This is a genomic window from Acidocella facilis ATCC 35904, assembly GCF_000687875.1.
In the GTDB taxonomy this organism is placed as follows: domain Bacteria; phylum Pseudomonadota; class Alphaproteobacteria; order Acetobacterales; family Acetobacteraceae; genus Acidocella; species Acidocella facilis.
The window spans coordinates 131,123-155,104 of record NZ_JHYG01000007.1; the positions used below are offsets into that span (position 1 = coordinate 131,123).

Below are 23,982 nucleotides of genomic sequence, written 5' to 3' on the forward strand. Positions count from 1 at the left end.
TCCTTTTTTCTGTGGTGGAGGGGCGTTGGCGGATTGGACGAGCAGAGCAGGCCAAGGGTGGTGGCGCGGACCGGCGGGGGTGCGCGCCGGCTGGCGCGGGCTCGCCTATCTGTTGATCGCCCTGGTGCTGGTCGCGGTCGAAATCGCCGGGCTGGCCTGGCTGAAGCCGCCCTGGGTGAGGCCGACGGCACTGCTCACCCCGCGCATCATCCTGCTCAACGAGGTTTTGCTGCTGGTGCCGATCTATCTCGCCAGCCTGGCCATGGCCCGGGCCGAGGGGCGGGAGGTCGCCGCGTTCGGGCTGCGCCAGCCGCGGCCCGTTCGCGCCCTGGCCGGGGGGCTGGCGGCCGGTATCGCCGTGCTTTCATTGCTGATCGGGCTGCTTTGGGGCGGCGGGCTGGCGCGGATCAGCTTGCAGGGGCTGGGGCTGGTGGCGTCTCTGGCCAGCCTGGCGGCGTGGCTTGTCGTTTCATTGCTGGTCGGCGTGACCGAGGAGCTGGGGTTTCGCGGCTATCCTTTGGTCGCCCTGGCGCGCGGCATCGGCTTTTGGCCGGCGGCGCTCCTCACCAGCCTGGTGTTCGCGCTGTTGCATGTCAGCAATGGGGGCGAGAGCGTCACCGGCATCCTCAACGTGTTCGGCGCCGGGATGATTTTATGCCTCGCTCGTCAGCGTACTGGCGGGCTGTGGTGGCCGATCGGCTTTCACACCGGCTGGGATTTTGCCCAGAACGTGATCTTCGGCACCCATGATAGCGGCCAGGGCTGCGCCGGGGCGCTGCTGAGCACTCTGCCGGTTGGGCCGGCCTGGCTCTCCGGCGGGCTGACCGGCCCGGAGGGCAGCGTGATCGGTCTGGGGGTGGAACTTGCTGTTGCGCTGACGATTTTGCGTCTCCTGCCGGCCCGCCGGGATGATTTTGATATGGATCAACGCGGTCCCAGCGGGTAATCATCCCTGCATGAGTTCCTTCGGCAAGATCGCCTCGCTGCGCCATCCGGTCTCCATCAATCTGACCGAGCGCCCGGCCGCCTCCGCCTGTGATGATTGCGGCGCGCGCCATATGGGGCTGTGCGACGCGCTTTCCGATGATGAGCTGGTGTTTCTCTCCCGGGCGGCGCAGCGCGTGACTTTTCCGGCCGGCAAGCTGTTCATGGAAGAGGGCGAGCCGGCGCAGTATTTCTACAATATGAATGCCGGCACGGTGCGGCTGTTCAAGGCGCTGCCGGATGGGCGCCGGCAGATCACCGGCTTTGCCACGGCCGGCCATTTCATCGGGCTGGCGTCGCTGGAAACCAACATGGTCTCGGCCGAGGCGATCGAGACCGTGCAGCTCTGCCGGTTCTCGCGCGCCAATCTGCGCGCCATGTTCACCGAATATCCGGCGCTGGAGCGCAAGCTGCTGGATGTGGCGATGCATGAGCTGGTGCTGAGCCAGCAGCAGATGCTGCTGCTGGGCCGCAAGACCGCGCTGGAACGCATCGCCAGCTTTCTGATCGGCTGGGCGCAGCGCCAGGAGATTTGCGGGGCCGGCAAGCTGCCGCGCCCGGGGGCGAAACTGACCTTGCCGCTCTCGCGCACGGATCTGGCGGATTATCTCGGCCTGACCATCGAAACTGTCTCGCGCTCGCTCAGCCAGCTGAAAAAGGACGGGCTGATCGAGATCCCCAGCATTCACGAGATCATTCTGCAACGGCCGCAAGCCTTGGAAAACATCGCCGAAGCCGCCAATTGACAAGCATCAAGGCGCGCGCAAGCGTCTCCTGCCAGGAATAAGGTAGGCTCTATTCAGGAGGATGCCATGAATGTTTCCGAAGTGATGACGCGCAACGCGCTTTCGGTACAGCCGCGCACCAGTGTTGCGGATGCGGCGCGGATCATGCTGGCCAACCATGTCAGCGGCCTGCCGGTTCTGGACGAGGCCGGGGTGCTGGTGGGCGTGGTGACGGAGGGGGATCTGCTGCGCCGGGCCGAGATCGGCACCGAGGGCAGCCCGGCGGGCTGGCTGAAGGCGTTGCTGCAGCCGGCTTCGGTGGCGGCGGATTATGTCGCCACCCATTCCCGCCATGTCAGCGGGGTAATGACGCATAGCCCGATTTTCGCGACGCCAGAAATGTCGCTGGGCGAGGTCGCGCAGATCATGCTGCGCAAGCATATCAAACGCCTGCCGGTGCTGGAGGATGGCAAGCTGACCGGCGTGGTCAGCCGTGCGGATCTGCTAAAGGCGCTGACCGCGAAGCTGATCGAGACCCACCCGGAAGCGCGGACGGATGCGGAGATTTTGGCCTATATCAAGGCGGAGATCGCCAAGGCCAACTGGGCGCCGAAAGCTGGCTTGCGGATCAGTGTGAAGGATAGGGTGGTGATGCTGGATGGCACCATTTTCTCGGATGAGGAGCGCCAGGCGGTGGTCTGCATCGCCGAGAACGCGCCGGGCGTCCAGGATGTGCACGACAAGATGACCTTTGTCGATCCGGGATCGGGCCTGTCTTTCCCGGCGACGGCCTGAAGTTATAAAAGTTTTTGGGGGTGTGGGGACTTTTTCCAAAAAGTCCCCCCGTCTTGCTTATTTCATCTTGCTTATTCCGCCGCGGCGCGCAGCGCCAATCCCGTCCCCAGCGGCGCCAGCGGCAGGGCCGCCAGCAGCATCGCGAAAATCATATAAAACGGCGCCGCCGGATGCGGGCTGGTCGCGGCGGCGGTGCCGAAGATCAGGCTCGGGATCATCAGCGGCAGCGTGATCAGCGGCATCAAAATCGCCCCGCGCCGCGCCCCGGTGGTGAGTGCCGCCGCCAGCGTGCCCAGCAGCGAGAAAATCAGCGTCCCCGGCAGCAAGGTTGCCAGCAGCACTGGCAGTTTCTCGCCCGGCAGGCGCAGCATCACCGCCAGCGGCCCGGCGATGATCAGCAGCGGCAGCCCGGTGGTCAGCCAGTGCACAATCGCCTTGGCGGCGGCGATCAAGGACGCCGGTTGGCCGGAGAGCAGCAGCAGGTCCAGCGTGCCATCCTCGAAATCCGGCCCAAACAGCCGTTCCAGCGGCAGCAAGGCCGCCAGCAGCGCGGTCACCCAGACCACGCCCGGGGCGATGCGGCCCAGCACCACCGGGTCCGGCCCCGCCCCGAAGGCGAACAGCGTACCGGCGATAACGAAAAACAGCAGGGCCGCCATGCTCTCGGCGCCGTGCCGGATCGAGAGGCGCAGCTCCCGCGCGATCAGCCCGATCATAGTGCCAGACCCTCAGTGCCGGGCAGCTCGATCGGGGTATGGGTGCTGGCGATGATCATGCCGCCTTTCGCGAGCTGGGCGGCGCAGAGCCCGAGAAACTGGTCGATCGAGGCGGCATCGAGTCCCGTGGTTGGCTCATCGAGCAGCCAGAGCGGCTTCTCCGCCGCCACCACGCGGGCGATGGCAAGCCGGCGCTTCTGCCCGGCGGAGAGGAAACGCGCCGGCAAAGCCTGGAATTTTTCCAACCCCACGGCGGTGAGCGCGGACGCTGGCACATGCTCGCCGGCGGTCAGCGCCGGTTTCACCGCATCCTGGTGGCCGAGCCAGGCGATGCGCTGGGCATGCGCTTCGCGGTCGGCGAAGGCGGGCAAAGCGTCCCAGAACAGGTCACCCGCGGCCAAAGGGGTGAGCCCGGCGATGGCGCGCAGCAGGCTGGATTTGCCCGCGCCATTCGCCCCGCGCAGCAGAAGCATGCCGCCAGGGCGAAGCTCGAAGCTCAGACCCTGCTGAACAAGGCGATCTCCGCGGAAAATGGCGAGTTTTTGGGCAGTGAGCAGGTGCAAAAATCCTTGGTCACGGAATGGACGGGCGGGTACGGCTATGGTTTAAGCCGGTCCAAATCACAAGCGGCAACTGCAGAAAGGTTGAGCCCCATGACAGCGATCGGCCACGATAGCCTGGAAACGAAGAAAACCCTGACCGTTGACGGTAAGTCCTACGAGTATTTCTCGCTTCCGGCCGCGGCCGCCAAGCTGGGCGATATTTCGCGCCTGCCGAAGACGCTGAAGGTTCTGCTTGAAAACGTGCTGCGCTTTGAAAACGGCGGCAGCTACACCCAGGAAGACGCCAAATCCATCATCGCCTGGCAGGAAAAGGCGTCCTCCACCAAGGAAGTGCCGTTCAAGCCCGCCCGCATCCTGATGCAGGATTTTACCGGCGTGCCGGCGGTGGTGGATCTGGCGGCGATGCGCGACGGCATTGGTCGCCTGGGCGCCGCCCCGGAGAAGGTGAACCCGCTGATCCCGGTGGATCTGGTGATCGATCACTCGGTGATGGTGGATTACTCCGCCTCCCACGACGCGCTGCAGAAGAATATCGACCTCGAATTCGAGCGTAACGCCGAGCGTTACCGCTTCCTGCGCTGGGGCCAGGAAGCGTTCAATAATTTCCGCGTGGTGCCGCCCGGCACCGGCATCTGCCACCAGGTGAATCTGGAATATCTCGCCCAGGTCGCCTGGACCTCCGAGAATGGCGGCAAGACCTATGTCTATCCGGACACGCTGTACGGCACCGACAGCCACACCACCATGGTCAACGGCCTGGGCGTGCTGGGCTGGGGTGTTGGCGGCATCGAAGCCGAGGCCGCGATGCTGGGCCAGCCGATCGCCATGCTGATCCCCGACGTGGTCGGCTTCAAGCTGACCGGCAAGCTCTCCGAGGGTGTCACCGCGACCGATCTGGTGCTCACCGTCACCCAGATGCTCCGTGCGAAGAAGGTCGTCGGCAAGTTCGTCGAGTTCTATGGCGAAGGCATGGCCGATATGGCGCTGGCGGACCGCGCCACCATTGCCAACATGGCCCCGGAATATGGCGCCACCTGCGGCTTCTTCCCGGTTGACGAGGTCACGCTGGACTATCTGCGCCTCTCCGGCCGCGACGAGCACCGCATCAAGCTGGTCGAGGAATACACCAAGGCCCAGGGCCTGTGGCGCGACGCGCATGAGCCGGTCTTCTCCGACACGCTGGAACTGGACCTCTCCACCGTCATGCCCTCCCTCGCCGGCCCGAAGCGCCCGCAGGACCGCGTGCTGCTGAAGGAGGCCGCCTCGGCCTTCAAGTCCGAGCTGACCAAGAGCCTGGGCGTGACGGCCGATGCCGTTGCGGCGAAGGGCGCCGTCGCCGGGACCAATTACGAAATCACCCATGGCGATGTGGTGATCGCGGCGATCACCTCCTGCACCAACACCTCCAACCCGTACGTGCTGGTCGCGGCCGGCCTGGTGGCCCGCAAGGCCCGGGCGCTGGGCCTGGCGCCGAAGCCCTGGGTGAAGACCTCGCTCGCCCCCGGCAGCCAGGTTGTCACCGATTATCTGAACAAGTCCGGCCTGACCGAGGATCTGGATGCGATCGGGTTTGAGACCGTCGGCTATGGTTGTACCACCTGCATCGGCAATTCCGGCCCGCTGGCCGACCCGATCGTGGATGCGATCGAGAGCAACAAGCTGGTGGCGGTGTCCGTGCTCTCCGGCAACCGCAACTTCGAGGGCCGCGTGCACCCGAATGTGCGCGCCAACTATCTGGCCTCGCCGCCGCTGGTGGTCGCCTATTCGCTGTTCGGCAATATGCGCGAGGATATCACCACCGCGCAGATCGGCACCTCCAAGGACGGCAAGCCTGTGTACCTGAAGGATATCTGGCCCTCCAACAAGGAGATCCAGGATATCGTCGGCAAGGTGCTGACCCGCGAGATGTTCCTGGAGCGCTATTCGGACGTGTTCAAGGGCCCGGCCGAGTGGCAGGCCATCGAAGTCACCGGCGGCACCGACACCTATGCCTGGCCGTCGGGCTCCACCTATGTGAAGAACCCGCCTTACTTCCAGGACATCACCCCGGAGATCAAGCCGGTGAGCGATATCCATGGGGCGCGGATCATGGCGCTGCTGGGTGACAGCATCACCACCGACCACATCTCGCCTGCCGGCAACATCAAGAAATCCTCTCCGGCCGGTGTGTTCCTCTCCGAGCATCAGGTGCAGCAGAAGGACTTCAACTCCTATGGCTCGCGCCGCGGCAATGACGATGTGATGGTGCGCGGCACCTTCGCCAATATCCGCATCAAGAACGAGATGATGGGTGGCGCCGAGGGTGGCAACACTAAATATTATCCGGGCGGTCAGGAAATGCCGATCTATGACGCCGCGCAGAAATACAAGAAGGATGGCGTGCCCCTGGTGGTGTTCGCCGGCCAGGAATACGGCACCGGCTCCTCGCGTGACTGGGCGGCCAAGGGCACCTTCCTGCTGGGGGTGAAGGCGGTGATCGCCGAGAGCTTCGAGCGTATCCACCGCTCCAACCTGGTGGGCATGGGCGTGCTGCCGCTGCTGTTCAAGAACGGCCAGACCCGCAAGAGCCTGGGCCTGACCGGCGAGGAGACCGTGGACATTGTCGGCCTCGACAAGCTGGCCCCGCGGATGGACATCAAGGCGATCATCACCCGCCCGGATGGCTCCAAGGAAGAGGTCGAGCTGCTCTGCCGCGTCGATACGGCGGACGAGGTCGAGTACTACAAGAATGGCGGCATCCTGCAGTACGTGCTGCGCGGCATGGCCAAGGCCGCCTGATTTCGCTTCCGGGGCACGGCATCAGCCGCTCCCCGGACGTAAAAATTCGCAAACGTTTTTGGGTGCAGTCTTTTTTCAGAAAGGCTGCATTCTTTTGTCCCGAAAACGCCAAAAGCCCCGGAGGGGCTATGTGTAAGGCTTTGATTTTGAAGAAATGGTGGGCGCGACAGGGATTGAACCTGTGACCCTTCGCGTGTGAAGCGAATGCTCTACCGCTGAGCTACGCGCCCGGTGGGCGGGCTGATAATCTGCCCACAAGGCGCTGTCAATCACCTGACATAAACCATTTTGCGCCAGCCTTTCCGTATATCGCGGGGATCTCATGAAGCTTTCAGGGAAAATGTCAGAAAATTGAGGTTTTGCGGTCATCGGGTAGGCATGGAATAGTCGTGGGAATGGTGATGATTTCTTCACATCTGCCAGCTGACCCCGCCGGACGCGAGGGGGATTGCCTTGGGTTTCTCGCTCATGGCGGCGCAATGGGCGAACTGATCGGTGGATTCGACTGGGCGCGGACATGTCTCGGCCCGGCCGAAGGCTGGTCGGCCGCGTTCAAGGCGCATGTCGCCACCTGCCTGCGGGTGCCGCAGCCGCTTGCGATTCTCGCCGGGCCTGAGGGGGTGGTGCTGTATAATGATCCCTGCATTCCCTTGATGGCCGCGCGCGGCGTGTCGATGCTGGGCTGGAGCGCGCGCGCCGTCTGGCCGGAACTGGCGGATATTGTCAGCCTCAGTCAGTTCGCGGATCAGGGGGCGGGGTTGCAGCCGATGATGGTCGATCTCGGCACCGTGCCCGACCAGGGGAGGCTGAGCGCGATGTGCCTGCCCTTGATGGGGGATGCTGGGAAGGTGCTGGCGGTGTTGGCTGTCCTCAAGCTGGGACCGCAGGATGGGGCCGTCCTGCCGTCCGCCCCGACACAACTGCCGGCCCTGCGCCGCCTTGCCGAGGCGATGCCGGGCCAGGTCTGGACCGCGCGCCCGGATGGGCGGGTGGATTGGATGAATGACCGGCTGAAGGCTGCTTTGGCCGCGGATGGCGGCGAGGGTTGGCCTGGTTTGGTGCATGAGGATGATCGCAGCGCCATCGCCCGGCGCTGGGCCGAGGCGGTGGCGGCCGGCATCCCGTATCAGGCCGAAGCCCGGCTGCGGACGCCCGAAGGCACATATTTCTGGCACCTGATCCACGCCACCCCGATTCGCAGCGCCGGCGGCGCGGTGGAAGGCTGGGTTGGCAGCAATGTGAACATCCATGCCCGCAAGCTGGCCGAGGCCGAAGCCAGCGAGGCCCGCAACCGGATCTGGACGCTCAGCCGCGTCTATATGCTCACCTTCGATTCCCACGGCGTCATCCTGCACAGCAATCCGGCGATCGAGCGTGGGCTGGGCTGGCGCGAGCCGGAGCTGAGCGGGCGCAAGCTGCGCGCCTGCATCCATCCGCAGGATTACGTGGCGGCCCGCCAGGTCTTTGAGCGGCTGGCCAAGGGGGAGACGATCCAGGGCTTCGAGTGCCGCTGCCTGATGAAGGATGGGCATTACCGCGTGGTCGATTGGGAGGTGGTGCCGGATGGCGCGCTGAACCATGCGGTCGGGCGTGACATCACCGACCAGCGTGCCGCCCTGCGCATGCTGGCGCAAACCTGGGAGCTGTCGCCGGTGATGAAATTCATCACCGGGGCGGAGGGCATCATCGTCACCGTCAACCCCGCCTGGAGCAAGGTTCTGGGCTGGGATGAGGCGCAGAGCCGCGGGCGGATGCTGCAGGAGCTGGTGATGCCGGAGGATTGGGAACGGCTGCGCCGGCACCTCTATGATCCGGGCGCGGCGCGGCGCGGCGGCGAGATCAGCGTGGGCATGCGGGCCAGGGAAGGTGGGCGGCGGGAAGTGGTCTGGACCCATGTCGCCGAAGGCGGGCTGCATTACGGGTTCGGACGGGACGTGACGGCCGAGCATGAGGCGGCGGCGGCGGCGGCGGCGGCGAGTGCCGAGCGCGAACAGATTTGGGTGTCCGCCAATGATCTGCTGGCGACGATGACGCCGGATGGCAGGCTGCGTTCGGTCAACCCGTCCTGGCGGCGGCTGCTCGGCTATGAGGAGGCGCGGCTGCTGGCGGCGCCGTTGCTGGAGTTGGTCCCAGCGGCCGACCAGCCCGCCGCCGCACGCGCCTTACAGGCGCTGCGCGCTGGCCGGCCGGTGCGCGATGCGGAATGGCGGATTCTCGACCAGGCGGGGCGCGCCGTGCTGGTTTCCTGGTCGGCGGACCCGCTGGATGGCGCCGTCTATGTTGTCGGGCGCGATGTCAGCGCCCAGCGCGAGGCGGAAGAGCTGCTGCGCCAATCCCAGAAGATGGAAGCGGTAGGGCAGCTGACCGGCGGCATCGCGCATGATTTCAACAATCTGCTGCAAGGCATCAGCGGCAGCCTGGAGGTGGTGGGCAAGCGGCTGCAGCGCGGCCAGCATGAGGGGCTGGAACGCTTCATCGAGCTGGCCATGGCCGCCGCGGACCGGGCGGCGGCACTTACCCACCGCTTGCTGGCCTTCTCGCGCCGACAGCCGCTCGACCCCAAGCCGGTGTCGGCGAACCCGCTGATCGGCTCGATGGAAATGCTGCTGCGCCGGACCTTGGGCGAGGCGGTGGAGCTGCGTCTCGCATTGCAGGATGGGCTGTGGACGACCTTGTGCGACCCCAACCAGCTGGAAAACGCCGTGCTGAACCTGACCATCAATGCGCGCGATGCGATGCCGGATGGCGGACGGCTGGTCATCGCCACGAAGAATACCGAGCTGGATGGGGCAGGGCTGGCCCGGCCGGGCGATATCGCATCCGGCGCCTATGTCTGCATTAGCGTCGCCGATAGCGGGCTCGGCATGGATGCCGCCACCTTGGCGCGGGCGTTCGAGCCGTTTTTCACGACCAAGCCGCTGGGGCAGGGCACCGGGCTCGGCCTGTCGATGATTTACGGCTTCGCCCGGCAATCTGGCGGTTTTCTGCGGATCGAATCCGAACCCGGTGCCGGCACCATCGTGCGGCTCTATCTGCCGCGCTGCCTGGAATGTGACGCCCCCACCGCGCAGGTCGCGCCGGAGCAGATCGCCTACGAGGCGACCGGCGAGAGCGTGCTGGTGGTCGAGGACGACGCGATGGTGCGCGGCTTGATCGTCGAGGTTCTGGGCACGCTCGGTTATGCCGCGCTGCAGGCCCAGGATGGGCCGCAGGGGCTGGAAATGCTGCAATCGCGCCGGGCGATCGATCTCTTGATCACCGATATCGGCCTGCCGGGGCTCAATGGCCGGCAGATCGCCGAGGCCGGGCGGCTGCTGCGCCCCAATCTGAAGGTGCTGTTCATGACTGGCTATGCCGAGAAAGCGGTGATTCAGGAGGGCGGGCTGGCGCCGGGCATGGAGATCATGGCCAAACCCTTCACCATGGACGCTTTGGCGGCCCGGCTGCGCGGGATGCTTGGAAACAGCGCTTAACAGCGCTTCCGGCCTGGCGCGGCGGATGCTAAAGCCCGCCCATGGCTGGACATTCACATGCAAAGAACATCATGCACCGCAAGGGCGCGCAGGACGCCAAGCGGGCCCGGATTTATGCCAAGCTGATCCGCGAGATCACCGTGGCGGCCAAGGAGGGTCTGCCCGACCCCGCCGCCAATCCCCGCCTGCGCGCGGGCATCGCGGCAGCGCTGAAGCAGAACATGACGCGCGATGCCATCGACCGCGCGATCAAGAAGGCCTCCGGCGCCGGCGGGACCGAGAATTACGAATCCGTGCGCTATGAGGGCTATGGCCCGTCCGGTGTCGCGATCATCATCGAGGCGCTGACCGATAACCGCAACCGCACCGCCTCCGTGGTGCGCGCGGCCTTCAATAAATCCGGCGGGGCTCTGGGAGAGACCAATTCCGTCTCCTTCATGTTTAACCGCCTGGCCGCGATCCGCTATCCGGCTTCGGCCGCCAGCGCCGATGCGATGCTGGAAGCCGCGATCGAGGCCGGGGCGGATGATGTGGTCTCCGACGAAGACGGCCACGAGGTGCAGGCGGCGGTGGAGAATTTCTTCGCGGTTCGCGACGCGCTGGCCCAGGCCTTCGGCGATCCGGCGGAGGCCGGCATCGAATGGCAGCCGAACATGACGGTGACGCTGGACGAGGAAAAAGCCACGAGCGTGCTCAAGCTGATCGATACGCTTGAGGATGATGACGACGTGCAGAATGTTTACGCCAATTACGAGCTGCCGGACGAGGTTCTGGCGAAGCTCTCGGCGTAATGGACGCGCGCGGGGATGGTGGGGCGGCCGCGCGCAAAATAACAGGCGGGGCTGCCAGCGTTCGCATCCTCGGCATCGACCCCGGCCTGCGCTTCACCGGCTGGGGCGTGCTGGAGGCGCAGGGCAACCGGCTGGTGCATGTGGCGGATGGCGTCATCGCCACTGATGGCGGCGAGGATGTGCCGTTGCGGCTGAAGGATCTGGACGCCAAGCTGGCCGATTTGCTGGCGCGTTTTGCCCCGGATGAGGCGGCGGTTGAGGAAACCTATGTCAACCGCAACGCCACCGCGACGCTCAAGCTCGGCTATGCGCGCGGCGTGGCGCTGCTGGCCCCGGCACGGGCGGGGATTCCGGTGTTCGAATATGGCGCCAAGACGGTGAAGATGTCCGTGGTCGGTACCGGCAATGCGGAGAAGGAGCAGGTGGGGCTGATGGTGAAGCGCTTGCTGCCCGGCTCCACCCAGAAACGCGCCGATGCGGCGGATGCGCTGGCGGTGGCGATCTGCCACGCGCATCGGCGCTCGACCTCGAATGTCTGGAAGAGCCTGTCATGATCGCGAGGCTGCGCGGCATCGTCGATTCGATCGAGGACGGGCGCTGCGTCATCGATGTGAATGGCGTCGGCTATCTGGTGTTCTGCTCCTCACGCACGCTGGGCGCGTTGCCGGAGGGGCTGACGACGCTGCTGATCGAGATGCAGGTGCGTGAGGATGCGATCACGCTCTACGGGTTTTTCACTTCGGCCGAGCGGGAATGGTTCCGGTTGCTGACCACGGTGCAGGGTGTGGGCGCGAAGGTGGCGCTGGGCATTCTCTCTGCCTTGTCGCCGGACCAGCTGATCGGCGCGATTGCCGGGCAGGATAAGGGGGCGCTGACCCGGGCGCCGGGTGTGGGACCGAAGCTCGCCATCCGTATTCTCACCGAGTTGCAGAGCAAGGCGGGGGCGATGCCGGGCGGTGGCGCTGCTGCATTGCCGGCGGCTGTAGTGAAGGGGGCGGCGGGCGATGCGCTCTCGGCGCTCACCAATCTCGGCTATAAACGCCTTGAAGCCGAAGCCGCGCTGGCGAAAGCGCTGGAGGCGCACGGCGAAGATGCAAGCCTGGATGTGCTCATCCGCGCCGGCCTGAAGGCCTTGGCCAAGTGACGGCACTGGCCCCAAGAATCAAAAGTTTTTGGTGCAGCTTTTTTCAAAAAGCTGCAAATCCAACCCCATGAGCGACCGCATCACAGCCCCTGAGCGCCTGGCCGACGATAGCGGCGAAGCCTCGCTGCGCCCGCAGAGCCTGGAGGATTTCACCGGCCAGGCGGCCAGCCGGGAGAATCTGAAAATCTTCGTCGCCGCCGCGAAATCCCGTGGCGAGGCGCTGGACCATGTGCTGCTGCACGGCCCGCCGGGCTTGGGCAAGACCACGCTGGCGCAGATCGTGGCCCACGAGATGGGGGTGGGGTTCAAGACGACCTCCGGCCCGGTGATCCAGAAATCCGGGGATCTCGCCGCCATCCTCACCAATCTGCAGCCCAAGGACGTGCTGTTTATCGATGAGATCCACCGGCTGCAGCCGGCGATCGAGGAGATCCTCTATCCGGCGATGGAGGATTTCCAGCTCGATCTGATCATCGGCGAAGGCCCGGGGGCGCGCACGGTGCGCATCGATCTGCCGCCTTTCACCCTGGTCGGCGCCACAACCCGCGCCGGGCTGCTGGCGACGCCGCTGCGCGACCGCTTCGGGATTCCGCTGCGGCTGGTGTTTTATACGCCCGATGAGCTGACCGGCATCGTCATCCGGCTGGCGCAGAAGCTGGGGATGAACCTGTCTTACGAGGGCGCCTACGAGATCGCCCGGCGTTCGCGCGGCACCCCGCGCATTGCCGGCCGTCTCACCCGCCGGGTGCGGGATTTCGCCACGGCGGCGAATGTTGCGGAAATTTCACAACAGCTCGCGGATGCCGCGCTGACCCGGCTGGATGTCGACCAGATCGGTCTGGACGCGATGGATATGCGCTATCTGAAACGTCTGGCCGAGCATCATAATGGCGGTCCGGTGGGGGTGGAAACCCTCGCCGCCGCCCTGGCCGAGGCCCGCGATACGCTGGAAGATGTTGTAGAACCTTATTTGATTCAGGAAGGTTTGCTGCTGCGCACCTCGCGCGGGCGGATGCTGGGCGAGCCGGGCTGGAAGCATCTGGGGCTTAACCCGCCACGCACTGGGCCGGATCTGCTTGACCTGCTGGACGAGTAATCCGCAACCGGAACGTGCGTCTGGCGAGATCATTGCGCCGCACTGCCACATTAAAACCTTTTTCAGCTTTAATCATGGGCTTGGAGCAGGATCTTGATCTATCGTTACACCACGCGCATCTACTACCAGGACACGGATGCCGGGGGCATTGTTTACCATGGGAACTATCTCGCCATCGCCGAGCGCGCCCGCACGGAAGCGCTGCGCGAGATGGGCGCGCCGCATGCCGAGATGGTGGCGCAATATGGAGTCATGTTTGTGGTGCATCGCGTCAATCTGCTCTATCAGCGCCCCGCAAGGATCGATGAGCTGGTGAGCGTGGAGACCGAATTCACTGAGATGCGCGGGGCAAGCGTTACACTACGCCAGAAATTCCTGCGAGACAGCGACTCGCTGGCCGTGCTTGAGCTCGGCCTGGGTTGCGCACGGGTATCCGATGGCCGGGCGACGCGAATTCCGCGCGATTGGGCCGCGCGTCTGAAATTTTGAACGGGGAAAGATAGTGGACCAAACGGTGTCTCAGGCGGCGATGGCCGCGCCGCAGGCAAATCTCTCGCTGCTGGGTCTGTTCCTGCATGCGGATGCGGTGGTGAAGCTGGTGATGATCATCCTGCTGCTCGCCAGCATCTGGGTATGGACGATCATTATCGAGAAGGTGATGACGCTGCGCCGCGTCAACCGCGAGGCCAATGCGTTCGAGGATAATTTCTGGTCCGGCGGCAGCCTGGATGAGCTGTTCGACCGTGAGGGCGCCGACCCCACCAACCCGATGGCCGCCGTGTTTGGCGCGGCGATGAGCGAGTGGAAGCGCACCGCGCGCATCGCCGGCACCGATATCGGCCGCACCGCGGTGAAGGAGCGCGTGGACCGCGCGATGAACGTGACCATCATGCGCGAGATGGAGCGGTTGGAGCGGTTCATGATCTTCCTGGCCTCGGTCGGCTCGGTGGCGCCGTTCGTCGGTCTGTTCGGCACGGTCTGGGGCATCATGCATGCCTTCTCCGCCATCGCCGCGATGCATAATACCGATCTCGCGGTGGTTGCCCCGGGTATCGCCGAGGCGCTGTTCGCCACCGCCATCGGTCTCGTTGCCGCGATTCCGGCGGTGCTGGCCTATAACAAGCTCTCCAACGATCTCTCCCGCTTCGCCGGGCGGCTGGAAGGGTTCGGCACGGAATTCTCCGCCATCCTCTCCCGCCAGACCGAGGAGCATAAGTAAATGGCGGGCGGGCTCATCGGCGGGCCGGGGGGCGGCAAGCGCCGCTACCGGCCGATGGCGGAAATCAACGTCACCCCGCTGGTGGACGTGATGCTGGTGCTGCTGATCATCTTCATGGTCACCGCGCCGATGATCACCTCCTCGGTGCAGGTGAACCTGCCGCAGGCCAATGCCAAGCCGGCCAATGCCGATTCCAAGCCGATCACCGTCACGGTGGACGACAAGGGCAAGGTGTATCTGAACAACAGCGAGATCCCGCTGAACAATCTGGTCAGCACGCTGCAGGAAGCCTCGAAGAACAATGCCGATCAGCGCATCTTCATCCGTGGTGACAAGCAGGTCGATTACGGCACCATGCTGCAGGTGATGGCCGATATCGTGCAGGGCGGGTTCACCAAGGTCTCGCTGCTGGCCCAGCAGCCCGGTCAGTAAAGCCGGGCAGGGGAGTAACAAGTGGATCGCGATCTGCGCCGTAGCGCGATTGTTTCTGGCGTCATCCACGCGGCGATCATCATCGCCGCGATCGTGACGCTGCCCATGCAGCCGCTGAACACCTCGGCGGATGAGAGCGTGGACGTGGATCTGGTCGGCCCGACCCAGCCGCAGACGGCGCAGAACAAGGGCACCGTGGCCGCCCCCTCGGACCAGCCGGTGGTGCATAAGGGCCCGGTGAACCCGACCCAGCCGAAGCCGCAGCCAGTGGCCCCGCCACCGCCGCCACCCCCGCCACCGCCGCCGGCGCCGCCGCAACCCCCGGCGCCGACCCCACCTGCGCCGCCGCCGCCGCCCCCACCGCCGGTGGAGACGCCGACACCGGCGCCGCCCCCGCCGCCGCCGGTGAAGCAACCGCCGCCGCCGCAAAAGCCGACGCCGCCGGTGAAGCAGCCGGTGAAGCCGACCAAGGAGGTGAAGCCGCCGGCCGCCGTGCAATCTGCCACGCATCAGCAGCATGATGTCAAAAATCCGCTGCCGCTGAGCAAGGATGTGCTGAACACGCTGTCCAAGCTGCGGGTGAACCAGAAGCAGGATAAACCGCCGACGGCGCAATATAACCCGGACCAGGGCGGCGCCCCGCATGGGGGCGGCAGCCCGAACAGCACCGCCAATTCCGGGCTCTCGGAGGCTGACCGCAACGCCATCGGCGCGCATGTGCGCCCGTGCTGGGGCATCGATGCCGGGGCGCCGGGGGTGCAGAATTTCTCCGTGCAGCTACTGGTGACCACCGATGCCTCCGGCACCGTGCGCCAGGCCGTCATCGCGCCCGCCTCGCAAGGCAATATGGGCGATCCGATCTACGCCGCCTACGCGCAACGCGCCGTCGCCGCGGTGGAGAATTATCAATGTGCAACGTTGCCGCTGCCTTCCAATATGCTGGGCAAGGTCAACACCTTCCTGTTCAACTTCACGCCCTGAGAGGTACGATGATGACGCGTCTTCTGCTGCCGCCCTTCTCCCGCCGACGTCTGCTCGGCGCAGCTGGTGCCGCGAGCCTCATGGCCCCCGCCGCCTTCGCGCAGACTGCCCCGGCTGGCACCGCCAATAACGGCCCCGCCATCAATGTCAGCGGCGCGCAGAACGCGCCGATTCCCATCGCCGTCTCGCCCTTCGGCGCCTCTGGCGTGGCGGCGCAGATCACCCAGGTGATCTCGGACGATCTCGCCCATTCCGGCCTGTTCCGCGCCATCGACCCGTCCAGCTTCGTGCCCAACTCAGTGAATAACGGCACCCCGGTCTGGCAGAACTGGTCGCTGCTCGGCGCCCAGGGGTTGATCACCGGCGATGTGCAGGACGCCGGCGGCGGCCAGCTGCGGGTGGAATTCCGCCTCTGGAACGTGCAGCAACAGGCGCAGGTGCAGGGCACGGCCTACACCACCACCCAGGATAACTGGCGGCGCATCGCCCATATCATCGCCGATACCGTCTATCAGCAGATGATCGGCGAGAAGGGGTATTTCGACAGCCGGGTCGCCTTCATCTCGGTCTCCGGCACCACCACCAGCCCGGTCCGGCGCCTGGCGGTGATGGATTATGACGGCGCCAACGTGCAGTTCCTGACCGACGGCGCCAACATGGCGCTCTCCCCGCAATATAACCCGGCGCGCCAGCAGCTGGCCTTCGTCAGCTATCGCGGCGGCGCCAATCCGCGGGTCTATATGTTCAACCTGCAGACCGGCGCCACCCAGCTGGTCGGCGGCTTCGGCGAAATGACCATCGGCCCGCGCTTCTCCCCGGATGGCAATTCGCTGCTGATGTCGGTTTCGCGCAATGGCGGTGCCGCCATCGTGAAAACCAGCCTGAGCGGCGGCGGCGCCACCGAGCTGACGGATAGCAGCTCGATCAACGTCACACCCTGCTATTCGCCGGATGGCTCGCAGATCGTCTTCAACTCCGATCGCGACGGCAATCAGCAGCTCTTCGTGATGAATGCTGATGGATCGGGGGTGAAACGCATCTCCTTCGGCCCCGGCCAGTATGCTGAGCCGGTCTGGTCGCCACGCGGGGATCTGATTGCCTATACCTTCTGGGGTTCGGGCGGCTTCTCCATCGGCGTGATGGCGCCGGATGGTACTGGCGAGCGCATCATCTCCCAGGGCTTCCTGGTGGAAAGCCCGACCTTCTGCCCGAATGGCCGGGTGATCATGTTCTGCCGCCAGTCCCCCACCGGTTCGGGCCACAGCTCCAATCTGGTGACCATCGGCGTCGATGGCTTCAATGAGCGCCTGGTCAACACCCCGACCTACGCCTCCGACCCGTCCTGGGGCCCGCTGCTGGCCTGATCCATACCCGCCTGTTGCATTGCGGCAACAGATCTTTAAATCCCGGCTCCGCCGGGATTTTTTGTTTCAGATCAAAGTCCGGCGGCAAAGCGGGGGCTATCCGATGAGCGTCAAGTCAATCGGAGCTTCCTGCAATGAAAAACATGTTCCGCGCGGCCACCGCCGCTGCTCTCCTGGCCGGCGCGGCCGCCACCCCGGCGATGGCGCAGGGCTACAGCCTGCTCTCCGGCCCCACCGGCTATAAGGCCGGCGATATCATGACCCATTTCAGCCTGATCGGCGTCATTCCGGAGAATATCGACAGCCACATCACCGGCATGCCCGGCGCGAAGCTCGGCATCACCACCGGCGTGTCGCCGGAGCTGGATGCGTCTTATTTCTTCACCCCGAATCTCTCGGTGCAACTGATCGCGGCGACCTCGCGCCACACCATCACCGCCAAGGGCGGGGCGCTGGGGGCCGGCGGCACGCTGGGCTCCACCTGGGTGCTGCCGCCGACGCTGACGGCGCAATGGCACTTCCCGCAGATCGGCGTGGTGCGCCCTTATGTCGGCGTTGGCATCACCGTCGCCTTCTTCTACGGCACCAGCCCGTCCGCGCAGCTGCTCGGCACCTCTGACAAGCTCGGCCTGCGCACGGCCGTTGGCCCCGCTTTCGATGCCGGGTTCGATGTGCCGGTGCAGGGGAATTGGAGCATCAATGTCGATGTGAAGCAGATGATCCTGCCGACCTCGGCGCGGCTGCTGCATGGCGCCGTACACGCCCAGACCGGTCTGGACCCCACGGTGGTCGGCTTCGGCGTCGGCTATAAATTCTAATTTCCCAAGAGTTTTTTGGGGGGCGGGGGGCTTTTTTCAAAAAGCCCCCCGCGTCTTTTTTGCGGGAAGCCTGGGTTTTACCCCGCCCTGCTTGAATTGCGCCAAAAAATACGCCATAGGGCGCGCGCCCGCATGGTGTGGGCAAATTCACACGCGGGGGCCTTTCCTGGCGCAAGCCTCAAGGTCCGGTGTTCGCTCCCTCATGGAGCCGGATGCTTCCCCCGCGGAGGATAAACCGGATTAGTTTTTAGGAAAGAGGTTGCCAATGGCACTCCCCGACGTTTCCCTGCGCCAGCTGCTCGAAGCCGGCGTGCATTTCGGCCATAACACCCGCCGCTGGAACCCGCGCATGGCGCCGTTCCTGTTCGGCGTGCGCAACCAGGTTCATATCATCGACCTGCAGCAGACCGTTCCCCTGGCCGAGCGCGCCCTGAAGGCGATCCGCGACGTCACCGCCGCCGGGGGCCGCGTGCTGTTCGTGGGCACCAAGCGCGCCGCCGCCGAGCACGTGGCCGAGGCCGCGCAGCGTTGCGGTCAGTATTACGTCAACCATCGCTGGCTGGGCGGCATGCTCACCAACTGGAAGACCATCACCGGCTCCATCAAGCGCCTGCGCCAGATGGACGAGATGCTCTCCGGCGAGACGCATGGTTACTCCAAGAAGGAAATCCTGAACTTCACCCGCGACCGCGAGAAGCTTGAGCGCGCTTTGGGCGGCATCAAGGATATGGGCGGCCTGCCGGACATCCTGTTCGTGATCGACACCAACAAGGAGAAGCTGGCCATCGAGGAAGCCAACAAGCTGGGCATCCCGGTCGTCGCCATCCTCGACTCCAATTCCTCTCCCGAGGGCGTGACCTTCCCGATCCCGGGCAATGACGACGCGATTCGCGCCATCACCCTGTATTGCGACCTGGTCGCCGGCGCGGTGCTGGACGGCATCTCCGCCGAGATGGGCGCCTCCGGCGTCGATCTGGGCGCGGCCGAAGCGCCGGTGCTGGACGAAGCCCAGGCCCAGGCCTGATTTTTACCCCGCCTTGCCGCACGGCCGGGCGGGCTTTGAAGGATCGGCGCGGTGTCTCCCGGCAGGGGGCGCCGCGCAAACACATCATTGAGGAGCGAACACATGGCCGAAATTACCGCTGCCCTGGTGAAGGACCTGCGCGAGACCACCGGCGCAGGCATGATGGATTGCAAGAAGGCGCTGGTTGAGACGAACGGCGACAAGGAAGCCGCGATCGACTGGCTGCGCAAGAAGGGCCTCTCCGCCGCCGCCAAGAAGTCCGGCCGCGTTGCCGCCGAAGGGCTGGTGGGCGTTGCCCTGGGGGCTGGCAAGGTCGCCATGGTCGAGATCAATGCCGAGACCGACTTCGTCGCCCGCAACGAAGCCTTCCAGGATTTCGTCGAGACCGTCGCCAAGGTCGCGCTGACCACCGGCGAGGACGTGGAGGCCCTGAAGGCGGCCGCCTATCCCGGCACCGGCCGTACCGTCGCCGAAGAGACCGTGCACATGGTCGCCACCATCGGCGAGAACATGAATGTGCGCCGCGTCGCCGTCATCGAGGTTCCGGGGGGCACCGCCGCCGCCTATATCCATGGCGCGCTGAAGCCGGGCCTGGGCAAGATCGGCGTCATTGTCGGCCTCTCCGGCAACGCCAATGAGGCGCTGGAGACGCTGGGCCGCCAGATCGGCATGCATGTCGCCGCGACCCGTCCGGATGCGCTGACCATCGCCGAGGTCGACCCGGCCGCGCTGGAGCGCGAGAAGAACGTGCTGATCGAGAAGGCCAAGGCCTCCGGCAAGCCGGATGCGATCATCGAGAAGATGGTGCAGGGCCAGGTGCAGAAATATTACGGCGACGTGGTTCTGCTCGAGCAGGTCTGGGTGCATGACGGCGAGAGCAAGGTGAAGGACGTGGTCAAGAAGGCCGGTTCCGAGATCACCCGCTTCGTGCGCTTCACCCTCGGCGAAGGCATCGAGAAGGAAGTCACGGATTTCGCGGCGGAAGTGGCGGCTGCCGCCGGGGTTTAATCCTCCTTCCGTTTGCGCTACCCCTGGGGCGGTCCGGGCCTTCAAGCCCGGCACCGCCCTTTCTCTACCGTCCCGGTTTCACCGCCCCTGTTCCAAAGGCCGTCCCATGAGCGAAGCTCCACGCTATAAACGTGTTCTGTTGAAAGTCTCCGGCGAGGCCCTGATGGGCAAGCGCGAATACGGGCTGGATACCGAGACGGTGAAGACCATCGCCGCCGATGTGCGCGATGTCGTCAATATGGGCATCGAAGTGTGTCTGGTGATTGGCGGCGGCAATATCTTCCGCGGCATCGCCGGCGCCGCCGCCGGCATGGACCGCGCCCAGGCCGATTATATGGGCATGCTGGCGACGATCATGAACGCGCTGGGCATGCAGTCCGCGCTGGAGAAGGCCGGCGTGCCGACGCGGGTGCAGAGTGCGATTTCCATGGAATCCGTCTGCGAGCCCTATATTCGCCGCCGCGCCGAGCGCCATATGGAAAAGGGCAGGGTGGTGATTTTCGCCGCTGGCACCGGCAACCCGTTCTTCACCACAGACACCGCCGCCGCCCTGCGCGCCACCGAGATGAAGTGCGACGCGATGCTCAAGGGCACCCAGGTGGATGGCGTCTATTCCGCCGATCCGCGCAAGGTGAGCGACGCCAAGCGTTACGAGGAACTGACCTATCTGGATGTGCTGGCCCGCGACCTGAATGTGATGGACGCCGCCGCGATCTCGCTCTCCCGCGAGAACAAGCTGCCCATCCTGGTCTTCAACATCCATGCGCCCGGCGCCTTTGCCGCCGTCATGCGGGGCGAGGGCCCCTTCACCCGGATCATCGAGAGCTAAGAAGGTTCGTTAAACATGGCCGATATTGAAGCGATCAAAACCGATCTCATCCGCCGCATGGACGGCGCGTTGGAAGCGCTGAAGCGCGAATTCTCCGGCCTGCGCGCCGGCCGCGCCAGCCCGGCCTTGCTGGAGCCGGTGAAGGTGGAAGCCTATGGCTCGCTGATGCCGCTGAACCAGGTGGCCACCGTGGCGGTGCCGGAAGCGCGCATGCTCACCGTGCAGGTGTGGGACCGCTCGATGGTGAATGCCACCGTCGCCGCGATTCGCGATTGCGGGCTGGGGCTGAACCCGCAGCCGGATGGCCAGATCATCCGCGTGCCGCTGCCGGTGCTGACCGAGGAGCGCCGCATCGAGCTGGTGAAAGCCGCCAATAAATACGCTGAGGCCGCCCGCATCGCGGTGCGCGGCGTGCGCCGCGACGGCATGGAGCAGATCAAGGGCTTGCAGAAGAAGTCCGAAATCTCCGAAGATGAGGAGCGCGACTGGGCCGATCAGGTGCAGAAGCTGACGGACGGCTATATCAAGCGCGTCGATGACAGTTTCGCGGAGAAGGAAAAGGATATCCGGCAGGTCTGATGGCTGACGCCGCCTCCCATTCAGTGCCCACGCATGTTGCCATCATCATGGATGGCAATGGCCGCTGGGCCGCCGCACGCGGGCTGCCGCGTGTGGCCGGCCACCGTGAAGGGGCCAAGGCGGTGCGCCGGGCGATCGAGGCGGCGGTCACGCATGGCGTGCCCTACCTCACCCTCTTCGCATTCTCTTCCGAGAACTGGTCGCGTCCCGCCGGCGAGGTGCAGGACCTCACCTTCCTGCTCAAACATTATCTGCGCTCCGAGCTGGCCGAGCTGCATGCCGAGGGGGTGCGGCTGAAGGTGATCGGTGAGCGCGAGCGCTTTGGCGACACGCTGGCGCATGAGCTGGAAGCCGCCGAGCGCCGCACGGCCGAGAATAAGCGCCTGACCTTGGTGCTCGCACTCTCTTACGGCGGGCGCGCCGAGATCGTGCAAGCGGCGCGCCGGGCGATGGCGGCGGGGCTGCAGCCGGGCGAGCTGACCGAGCAGAATTTCGCGCAATTCCTCCATACCGATGGCATCCCGGACCCGGATCTGGTCATCCGCACCTCCGGCGAGCAGCGCGTGAGCAATTTCCTGCTCTGGCAGCTCGCCTATGCGGAGATCTGGTTCACCAAGGTGCTGTGGCCGGATTTCTGCGCGGCGGATTTCGCCAATGCGCTGCAGGATTACGCGGGCAGGGAGCGGCGATTCGGTGCCCGCCCTGTCTGACGTCTCGCCCCCCCAGCCCGCCAAGGGCCGCTGGTCGGACCTCGCTTTACGCGCCACCTCCGCCTTGGTGATGGGGCCGCTGGCCCTGGTCTGCATGTGGGTGGGCGGCACCGCCTGGGATCTGCTGATCGGCGTGGCGATGGCCGGGCTCGGCCATGAATGGGCGACGCTGGCCAAGCGCGACCATGCCTGGCCGCTGGCGGCGGTGCTGCTGATCGTCTGGGGGATGAGCGTGCTGTTCGGGCCGCTGGCGGGGATCGAGGCGGTGCTGGCGCTCGGTCTGGCCTCCTGGCCGGTCTTCGGCCGGTTTGCCGCCCTTGGCGTGCCCTATGCCGGGCTTGGTGGCATCGCGCTGCTCTGGCTGCGCCACCGCCCCGGCGCCGGGCTGGTGGATGTGTTCTATATGCTGCTGGTGATCTGGGGCACGGATATCGGCGCCTATCTGGTTGGGCGGCTCATTGGCGGGCGCAAGCTTGCCCCCAGCATCTCGCCGGGCAAGACGGTCAGCGGCGCTGTCGGCGGTCTGGTCATCGGCGCGCTCTGCGGGGCGCTGCTCGCGGGCTTCACTTTGGGCCAGCCGCTGGCGGCCTTTGGCGTCGGGCTGGGCTTGAGCGCGGTGGCCCAGGCGGGCGATTTGCTGGAAAGCGCGATCAAGCGCAAACTCGGCGTGAAGGATTCCGGCCGAACGATCCCCGGGCATGGCGGGTTGTTCGACCGTTTGGATGGATTTTTGACGGCGGCACCGCTGGCGGCTTTGCTCGCGGTCTGCATGCAAGGAGGCGTGGGGTTATGGGGTTGAAGCGGCTGAGCATTCTCGGGTCAACGGGCAGTGTCGGCACGCAAACTCTTGATCTCGTTGCGGAAAATCCAGACGCCTATCAAATCTGCGCGCTGATCGGCGGGCGCAACGTAAAGCTGCTGGCCGAACAGGCCCGGCAATTCCGCCCGGAAATCACCGTCATTTCCGATGAAACCTTGCTGCCGGCGCTGCGCGAGGCGCTCGCGGGCAGCAATCTCGCTGTCGCCGGCGGGCGCGAGGCGGTGCTGGAGGCGGCTGGCCGCAAGGCTGATTGGACCATGTGCGCGATCACCGGCACCATCGGGCTGGAACCCACCCTGGCCGCCGTGCGCCAGGGCGGGGCCATTGCCTTTGCCTGCAAGGAATCCATGGTCTCCGCCGGGGATGTGTTCCTGCGCGAGGTCGAGGCCGCCGGGGCGACGCTGCTGCCGGTCGATTCCGAGCATAACGCCATCATGCAGGCGATGGCCGATGGCAACGCCAAGGCGGTCGACAAGATCGTGCTCACCGCCTCCGGCGGGCCGTTCCTCAATCACAGCCTGGAGGAGATGCGCGCGGTGACGCGCGAGGCGGCCTTGCGCCACCCGGTTTGGTCGATGGGTGCGAAAATCACCATCGACAGCGCGACGATGTTCAATAAAGGCCTCGAAGTGATTGAGGCTGCAAGATTGTTCAATCTTCCGTCCGAGAAGATCGAGGTGCTGGTGCATCCGCAATCGGTCATTCATGGCATGGTCTGTTACGCCGACGGCTCGGTGCTGGCGCAGCTTGGCAGCCCGGATATGCGCATCCCCATCGCCCACGCTCTGGCCTGGCCGCAGCGCTTGGCGACGCAAGCCCCGCGGCTGGATCTGGTGCAGGTGGCGAAGCTGGAATTCCACGCCCCGGACGAGCAGCGCTTCCCCGCCTTGCGCCTGGCCCGTGAGGCGCTGACCGCCGGCGGCGGCGCCCCCGCCGTGCTCAACGCCGCCAATGAAATCGCCGTCGCCGCCTTCCTGGACCGCAAGATCGGCTTCCTGGACATTGCCGGCATCGTCGAGAGCGTGATGCAATCCCTCGGCGCCCCGGCATTGCCGGATCTGGACGCGGTGCTCGCCATCGACGCCCAGGCCCGCCTCGCCGCCACCAACCTTGCCGCCGCAAAGGCCGCCTGA

At 65.5% G+C, this 23,982-nt stretch carries 24 protein-coding genes and 1 tRNA gene; 22 read left to right on the forward strand and 3 right to left on the reverse strand.

The window, feature by feature from the left end; translation table 11 throughout:
* Nucleotides 1-25: 25 nt before the first annotated feature.
* The 3 genes from T331_RS18120 (at nt 26) to T331_RS0110995 (ending at nt 2,504) form a co-directional block, all read left to right on the forward strand.
* Nucleotides 26-946 (forward strand): CPBP family intramembrane glutamic endopeptidase, encoded by a 921-nt coding sequence (locus T331_RS18120; protein WP_155992690.1) that lies wholly within the window; start codon nt 26-28, stop codon nt 944-946.
* Nucleotides 947-956: 10 nt separating this feature from the next.
* On the forward strand, nt 957-1,730 hold the full coding sequence (locus T331_RS0110990; RefSeq protein WP_026440047.1) for a Crp/Fnr family transcriptional regulator: 774 nt from the start codon (nt 957-959) through the stop codon (nt 1,728-1,730).
* 66 nt (nt 1,731-1,796) lie between these two features.
* On the forward strand, nt 1,797-2,504 hold the full coding sequence (locus T331_RS0110995) for a CBS domain-containing protein (protein ID WP_026440048.1): 708 nt from the start codon (nt 1,797-1,799) through the stop codon (nt 2,502-2,504).
* Nucleotides 2,505-2,575: 71 nt separating this feature from the next.
* Here T331_RS0110995 and ccmB read toward each other — a convergent pair whose 3' ends face one another.
* Nucleotides 2,576-3,220, reverse strand: coding sequence for a heme exporter protein CcmB (ccmB, locus tag T331_RS0111000; protein WP_026440049.1), 645 nt, complete (start codon nt 3,218-3,220; stop codon nt 2,576-2,578).
* Nucleotides 3,217-3,783 carry a heme ABC exporter ATP-binding protein CcmA gene (gene ccmA / locus T331_RS0111005; RefSeq protein WP_081822219.1) on the reverse strand — a complete coding sequence of 189 codons (567 nt, stop codon included), beginning with the start codon at nt 3,781-3,783 and terminating at the stop codon, nt 3,217-3,219. Before ccmA ends, ccmB begins: the two co-directional genes overlap by 4 nt.
* 90 nt (nt 3,784-3,873) lie before the next feature.
* On the opposite strand from ccmA, the gene acnA reads away from it, so the two are divergent.
* The gene (gene acnA, locus T331_RS0111010) at nt 3,874-6,561 is read left to right on the forward strand and encodes an aconitate hydratase AcnA (protein WP_026440051.1); all 2,688 of its coding nucleotides are present in this window, start codon (nt 3,874-3,876) and stop codon (nt 6,559-6,561) included.
* Nucleotides 6,562-6,716: 155 nt separating this feature from the next.
* Here the strand turns inward: acnA and T331_RS0111015 are convergent.
* Nucleotides 6,717-6,791: transfer RNA gene (locus T331_RS0111015), tRNA-Val, on the reverse strand.
* A 249-nt stretch (nt 6,792-7,040) separates the two neighbouring features.
* Here T331_RS0111015 and T331_RS19215 point away from each other — a divergent pair.
* The 18 genes from T331_RS19215 (at nt 7,041) to T331_RS0111105 (ending at nt 23,982) form a co-directional block, all read left to right on the forward strand.
* Nucleotides 7,041-10,034, forward strand: coding sequence for a hybrid sensor histidine kinase/response regulator (locus T331_RS19215; protein ID WP_051622324.1), 2,994 nt, complete (start codon nt 7,041-7,043; stop codon nt 10,032-10,034).
* A 41-nt stretch (nt 10,035-10,075) separates the two neighbouring features.
* A complete protein-coding gene (locus tag T331_RS0111025; protein ID WP_026440052.1) occupies nt 10,076-10,825 on the forward strand; it encodes a YebC/PmpR family DNA-binding transcriptional regulator in 750 nt (249 codons plus the stop codon).
* The gene (gene ruvC, locus T331_RS0111030; protein ID WP_008492563.1) at nt 10,825-11,379 is read left to right on the forward strand and encodes a crossover junction endodeoxyribonuclease RuvC; all 555 of its coding nucleotides are present in this window, start codon (nt 10,825-10,827) and stop codon (nt 11,377-11,379) included. Before T331_RS0111025 ends, ruvC begins: the two co-directional genes overlap by 1 nt.
* Nucleotides 11,376-11,969 carry a Holliday junction branch migration protein RuvA gene (gene ruvA, locus T331_RS0111035; RefSeq protein WP_026440054.1) on the forward strand — a complete coding sequence of 198 codons (594 nt, stop codon included), beginning with the start codon at nt 11,376-11,378 and terminating at the stop codon, nt 11,967-11,969. The genes ruvC and ruvA overlap by 4 nt, the downstream gene beginning before the upstream one ends.
* Before the next feature lie 67 nt (nt 11,970-12,036).
* Nucleotides 12,037-13,065: a Holliday junction branch migration DNA helicase RuvB gene (ruvB, locus tag T331_RS0111040; RefSeq protein WP_026440055.1), complete on the forward strand. Its 1,029-nt coding sequence runs from the start codon at nt 12,037-12,039 to the stop codon at nt 13,063-13,065.
* A 93-nt stretch (nt 13,066-13,158) separates the two neighbouring features.
* Nucleotides 13,159-13,554 carry a YbgC/FadM family acyl-CoA thioesterase gene (locus T331_RS0111045; protein ID WP_008492566.1) on the forward strand — a complete coding sequence of 132 codons (396 nt, stop codon included), beginning with the start codon at nt 13,159-13,161 and terminating at the stop codon, nt 13,552-13,554.
* Nucleotides 13,555-13,567: 13 nt separating this feature from the next.
* On the forward strand, nt 13,568-14,284 hold the full coding sequence (tolQ, locus tag T331_RS0111050; RefSeq protein WP_026440056.1) for a protein TolQ: 717 nt from the start codon (nt 13,568-13,570) through the stop codon (nt 14,282-14,284).
* Nucleotides 14,285-14,716 carry a protein TolR gene (gene tolR / locus T331_RS0111055; RefSeq protein WP_008492568.1) on the forward strand — a complete coding sequence of 144 codons (432 nt, stop codon included), beginning with the start codon at nt 14,285-14,287 and terminating at the stop codon, nt 14,714-14,716.
* A gap of 21 nt (nt 14,717-14,737) precedes the next feature.
* On the forward strand, nt 14,738-15,697 hold the full coding sequence (locus T331_RS0111060) for a hypothetical protein (protein ID WP_026440057.1): 960 nt from the start codon (nt 14,738-14,740) through the stop codon (nt 15,695-15,697).
* 11 nt (nt 15,698-15,708) lie between these two features.
* On the forward strand, nt 15,709-17,061 hold the full coding sequence (tolB, locus tag T331_RS0111065) for a Tol-Pal system beta propeller repeat protein TolB (RefSeq protein ID WP_244876937.1): 1,353 nt from the start codon (nt 15,709-15,711) through the stop codon (nt 17,059-17,061).
* A 134-nt stretch (nt 17,062-17,195) separates the two neighbouring features.
* Complete coding sequence (locus tag T331_RS0111070; protein WP_026440059.1) at nt 17,196-17,879, forward strand: OmpW/AlkL family protein; 684 nt, start codon at nt 17,196-17,198, stop codon at nt 17,877-17,879.
* 265 nt (nt 17,880-18,144) lie between these two features.
* Nucleotides 18,145-18,903 (forward strand): 30S ribosomal protein S2, encoded by a 759-nt coding sequence (rpsB, locus tag T331_RS0111075; protein ID WP_008492574.1) that lies wholly within the window; start codon nt 18,145-18,147, stop codon nt 18,901-18,903.
* Between the two features lie 102 nt (nt 18,904-19,005).
* Entirely contained in the window at nt 19,006-19,911 is a 906-nt protein-coding gene (gene tsf, locus T331_RS0111080) for a translation elongation factor Ts (protein WP_026440060.1), read from the forward strand.
* Between the two features lie 106 nt (nt 19,912-20,017).
* Nucleotides 20,018-20,740, forward strand: a complete 723-nt coding sequence (gene pyrH, locus T331_RS0111085; protein WP_008492576.1) for a UMP kinase — start codon at nt 20,018-20,020, stop codon at nt 20,738-20,740.
* Between the two features lie 15 nt (nt 20,741-20,755).
* The gene (gene frr, locus T331_RS0111090; protein WP_008492577.1) at nt 20,756-21,319 is read left to right on the forward strand and encodes a ribosome recycling factor; all 564 of its coding nucleotides are present in this window, start codon (nt 20,756-20,758) and stop codon (nt 21,317-21,319) included.
* A complete protein-coding gene (gene uppS / locus T331_RS0111095; RefSeq protein WP_026440061.1) occupies nt 21,319-22,029 on the forward strand; it encodes a polyprenyl diphosphate synthase in 711 nt (236 codons plus the stop codon). The genes frr and uppS overlap by 1 nt, the downstream gene beginning before the upstream one ends.
* Nucleotides 22,013-22,828 carry a phosphatidate cytidylyltransferase gene (locus tag T331_RS0111100; protein WP_155992691.1) on the forward strand — a complete coding sequence of 272 codons (816 nt, stop codon included), beginning with the start codon at nt 22,013-22,015 and terminating at the stop codon, nt 22,826-22,828. Before uppS ends, T331_RS0111100 begins: the two co-directional genes overlap by 17 nt.
* A complete protein-coding gene (locus tag T331_RS0111105; protein ID WP_026440063.1) occupies nt 22,819-23,982 on the forward strand; it encodes a 1-deoxy-D-xylulose-5-phosphate reductoisomerase in 1,164 nt (387 codons plus the stop codon). The genes T331_RS0111100 and T331_RS0111105 overlap by 10 nt, the downstream gene beginning before the upstream one ends.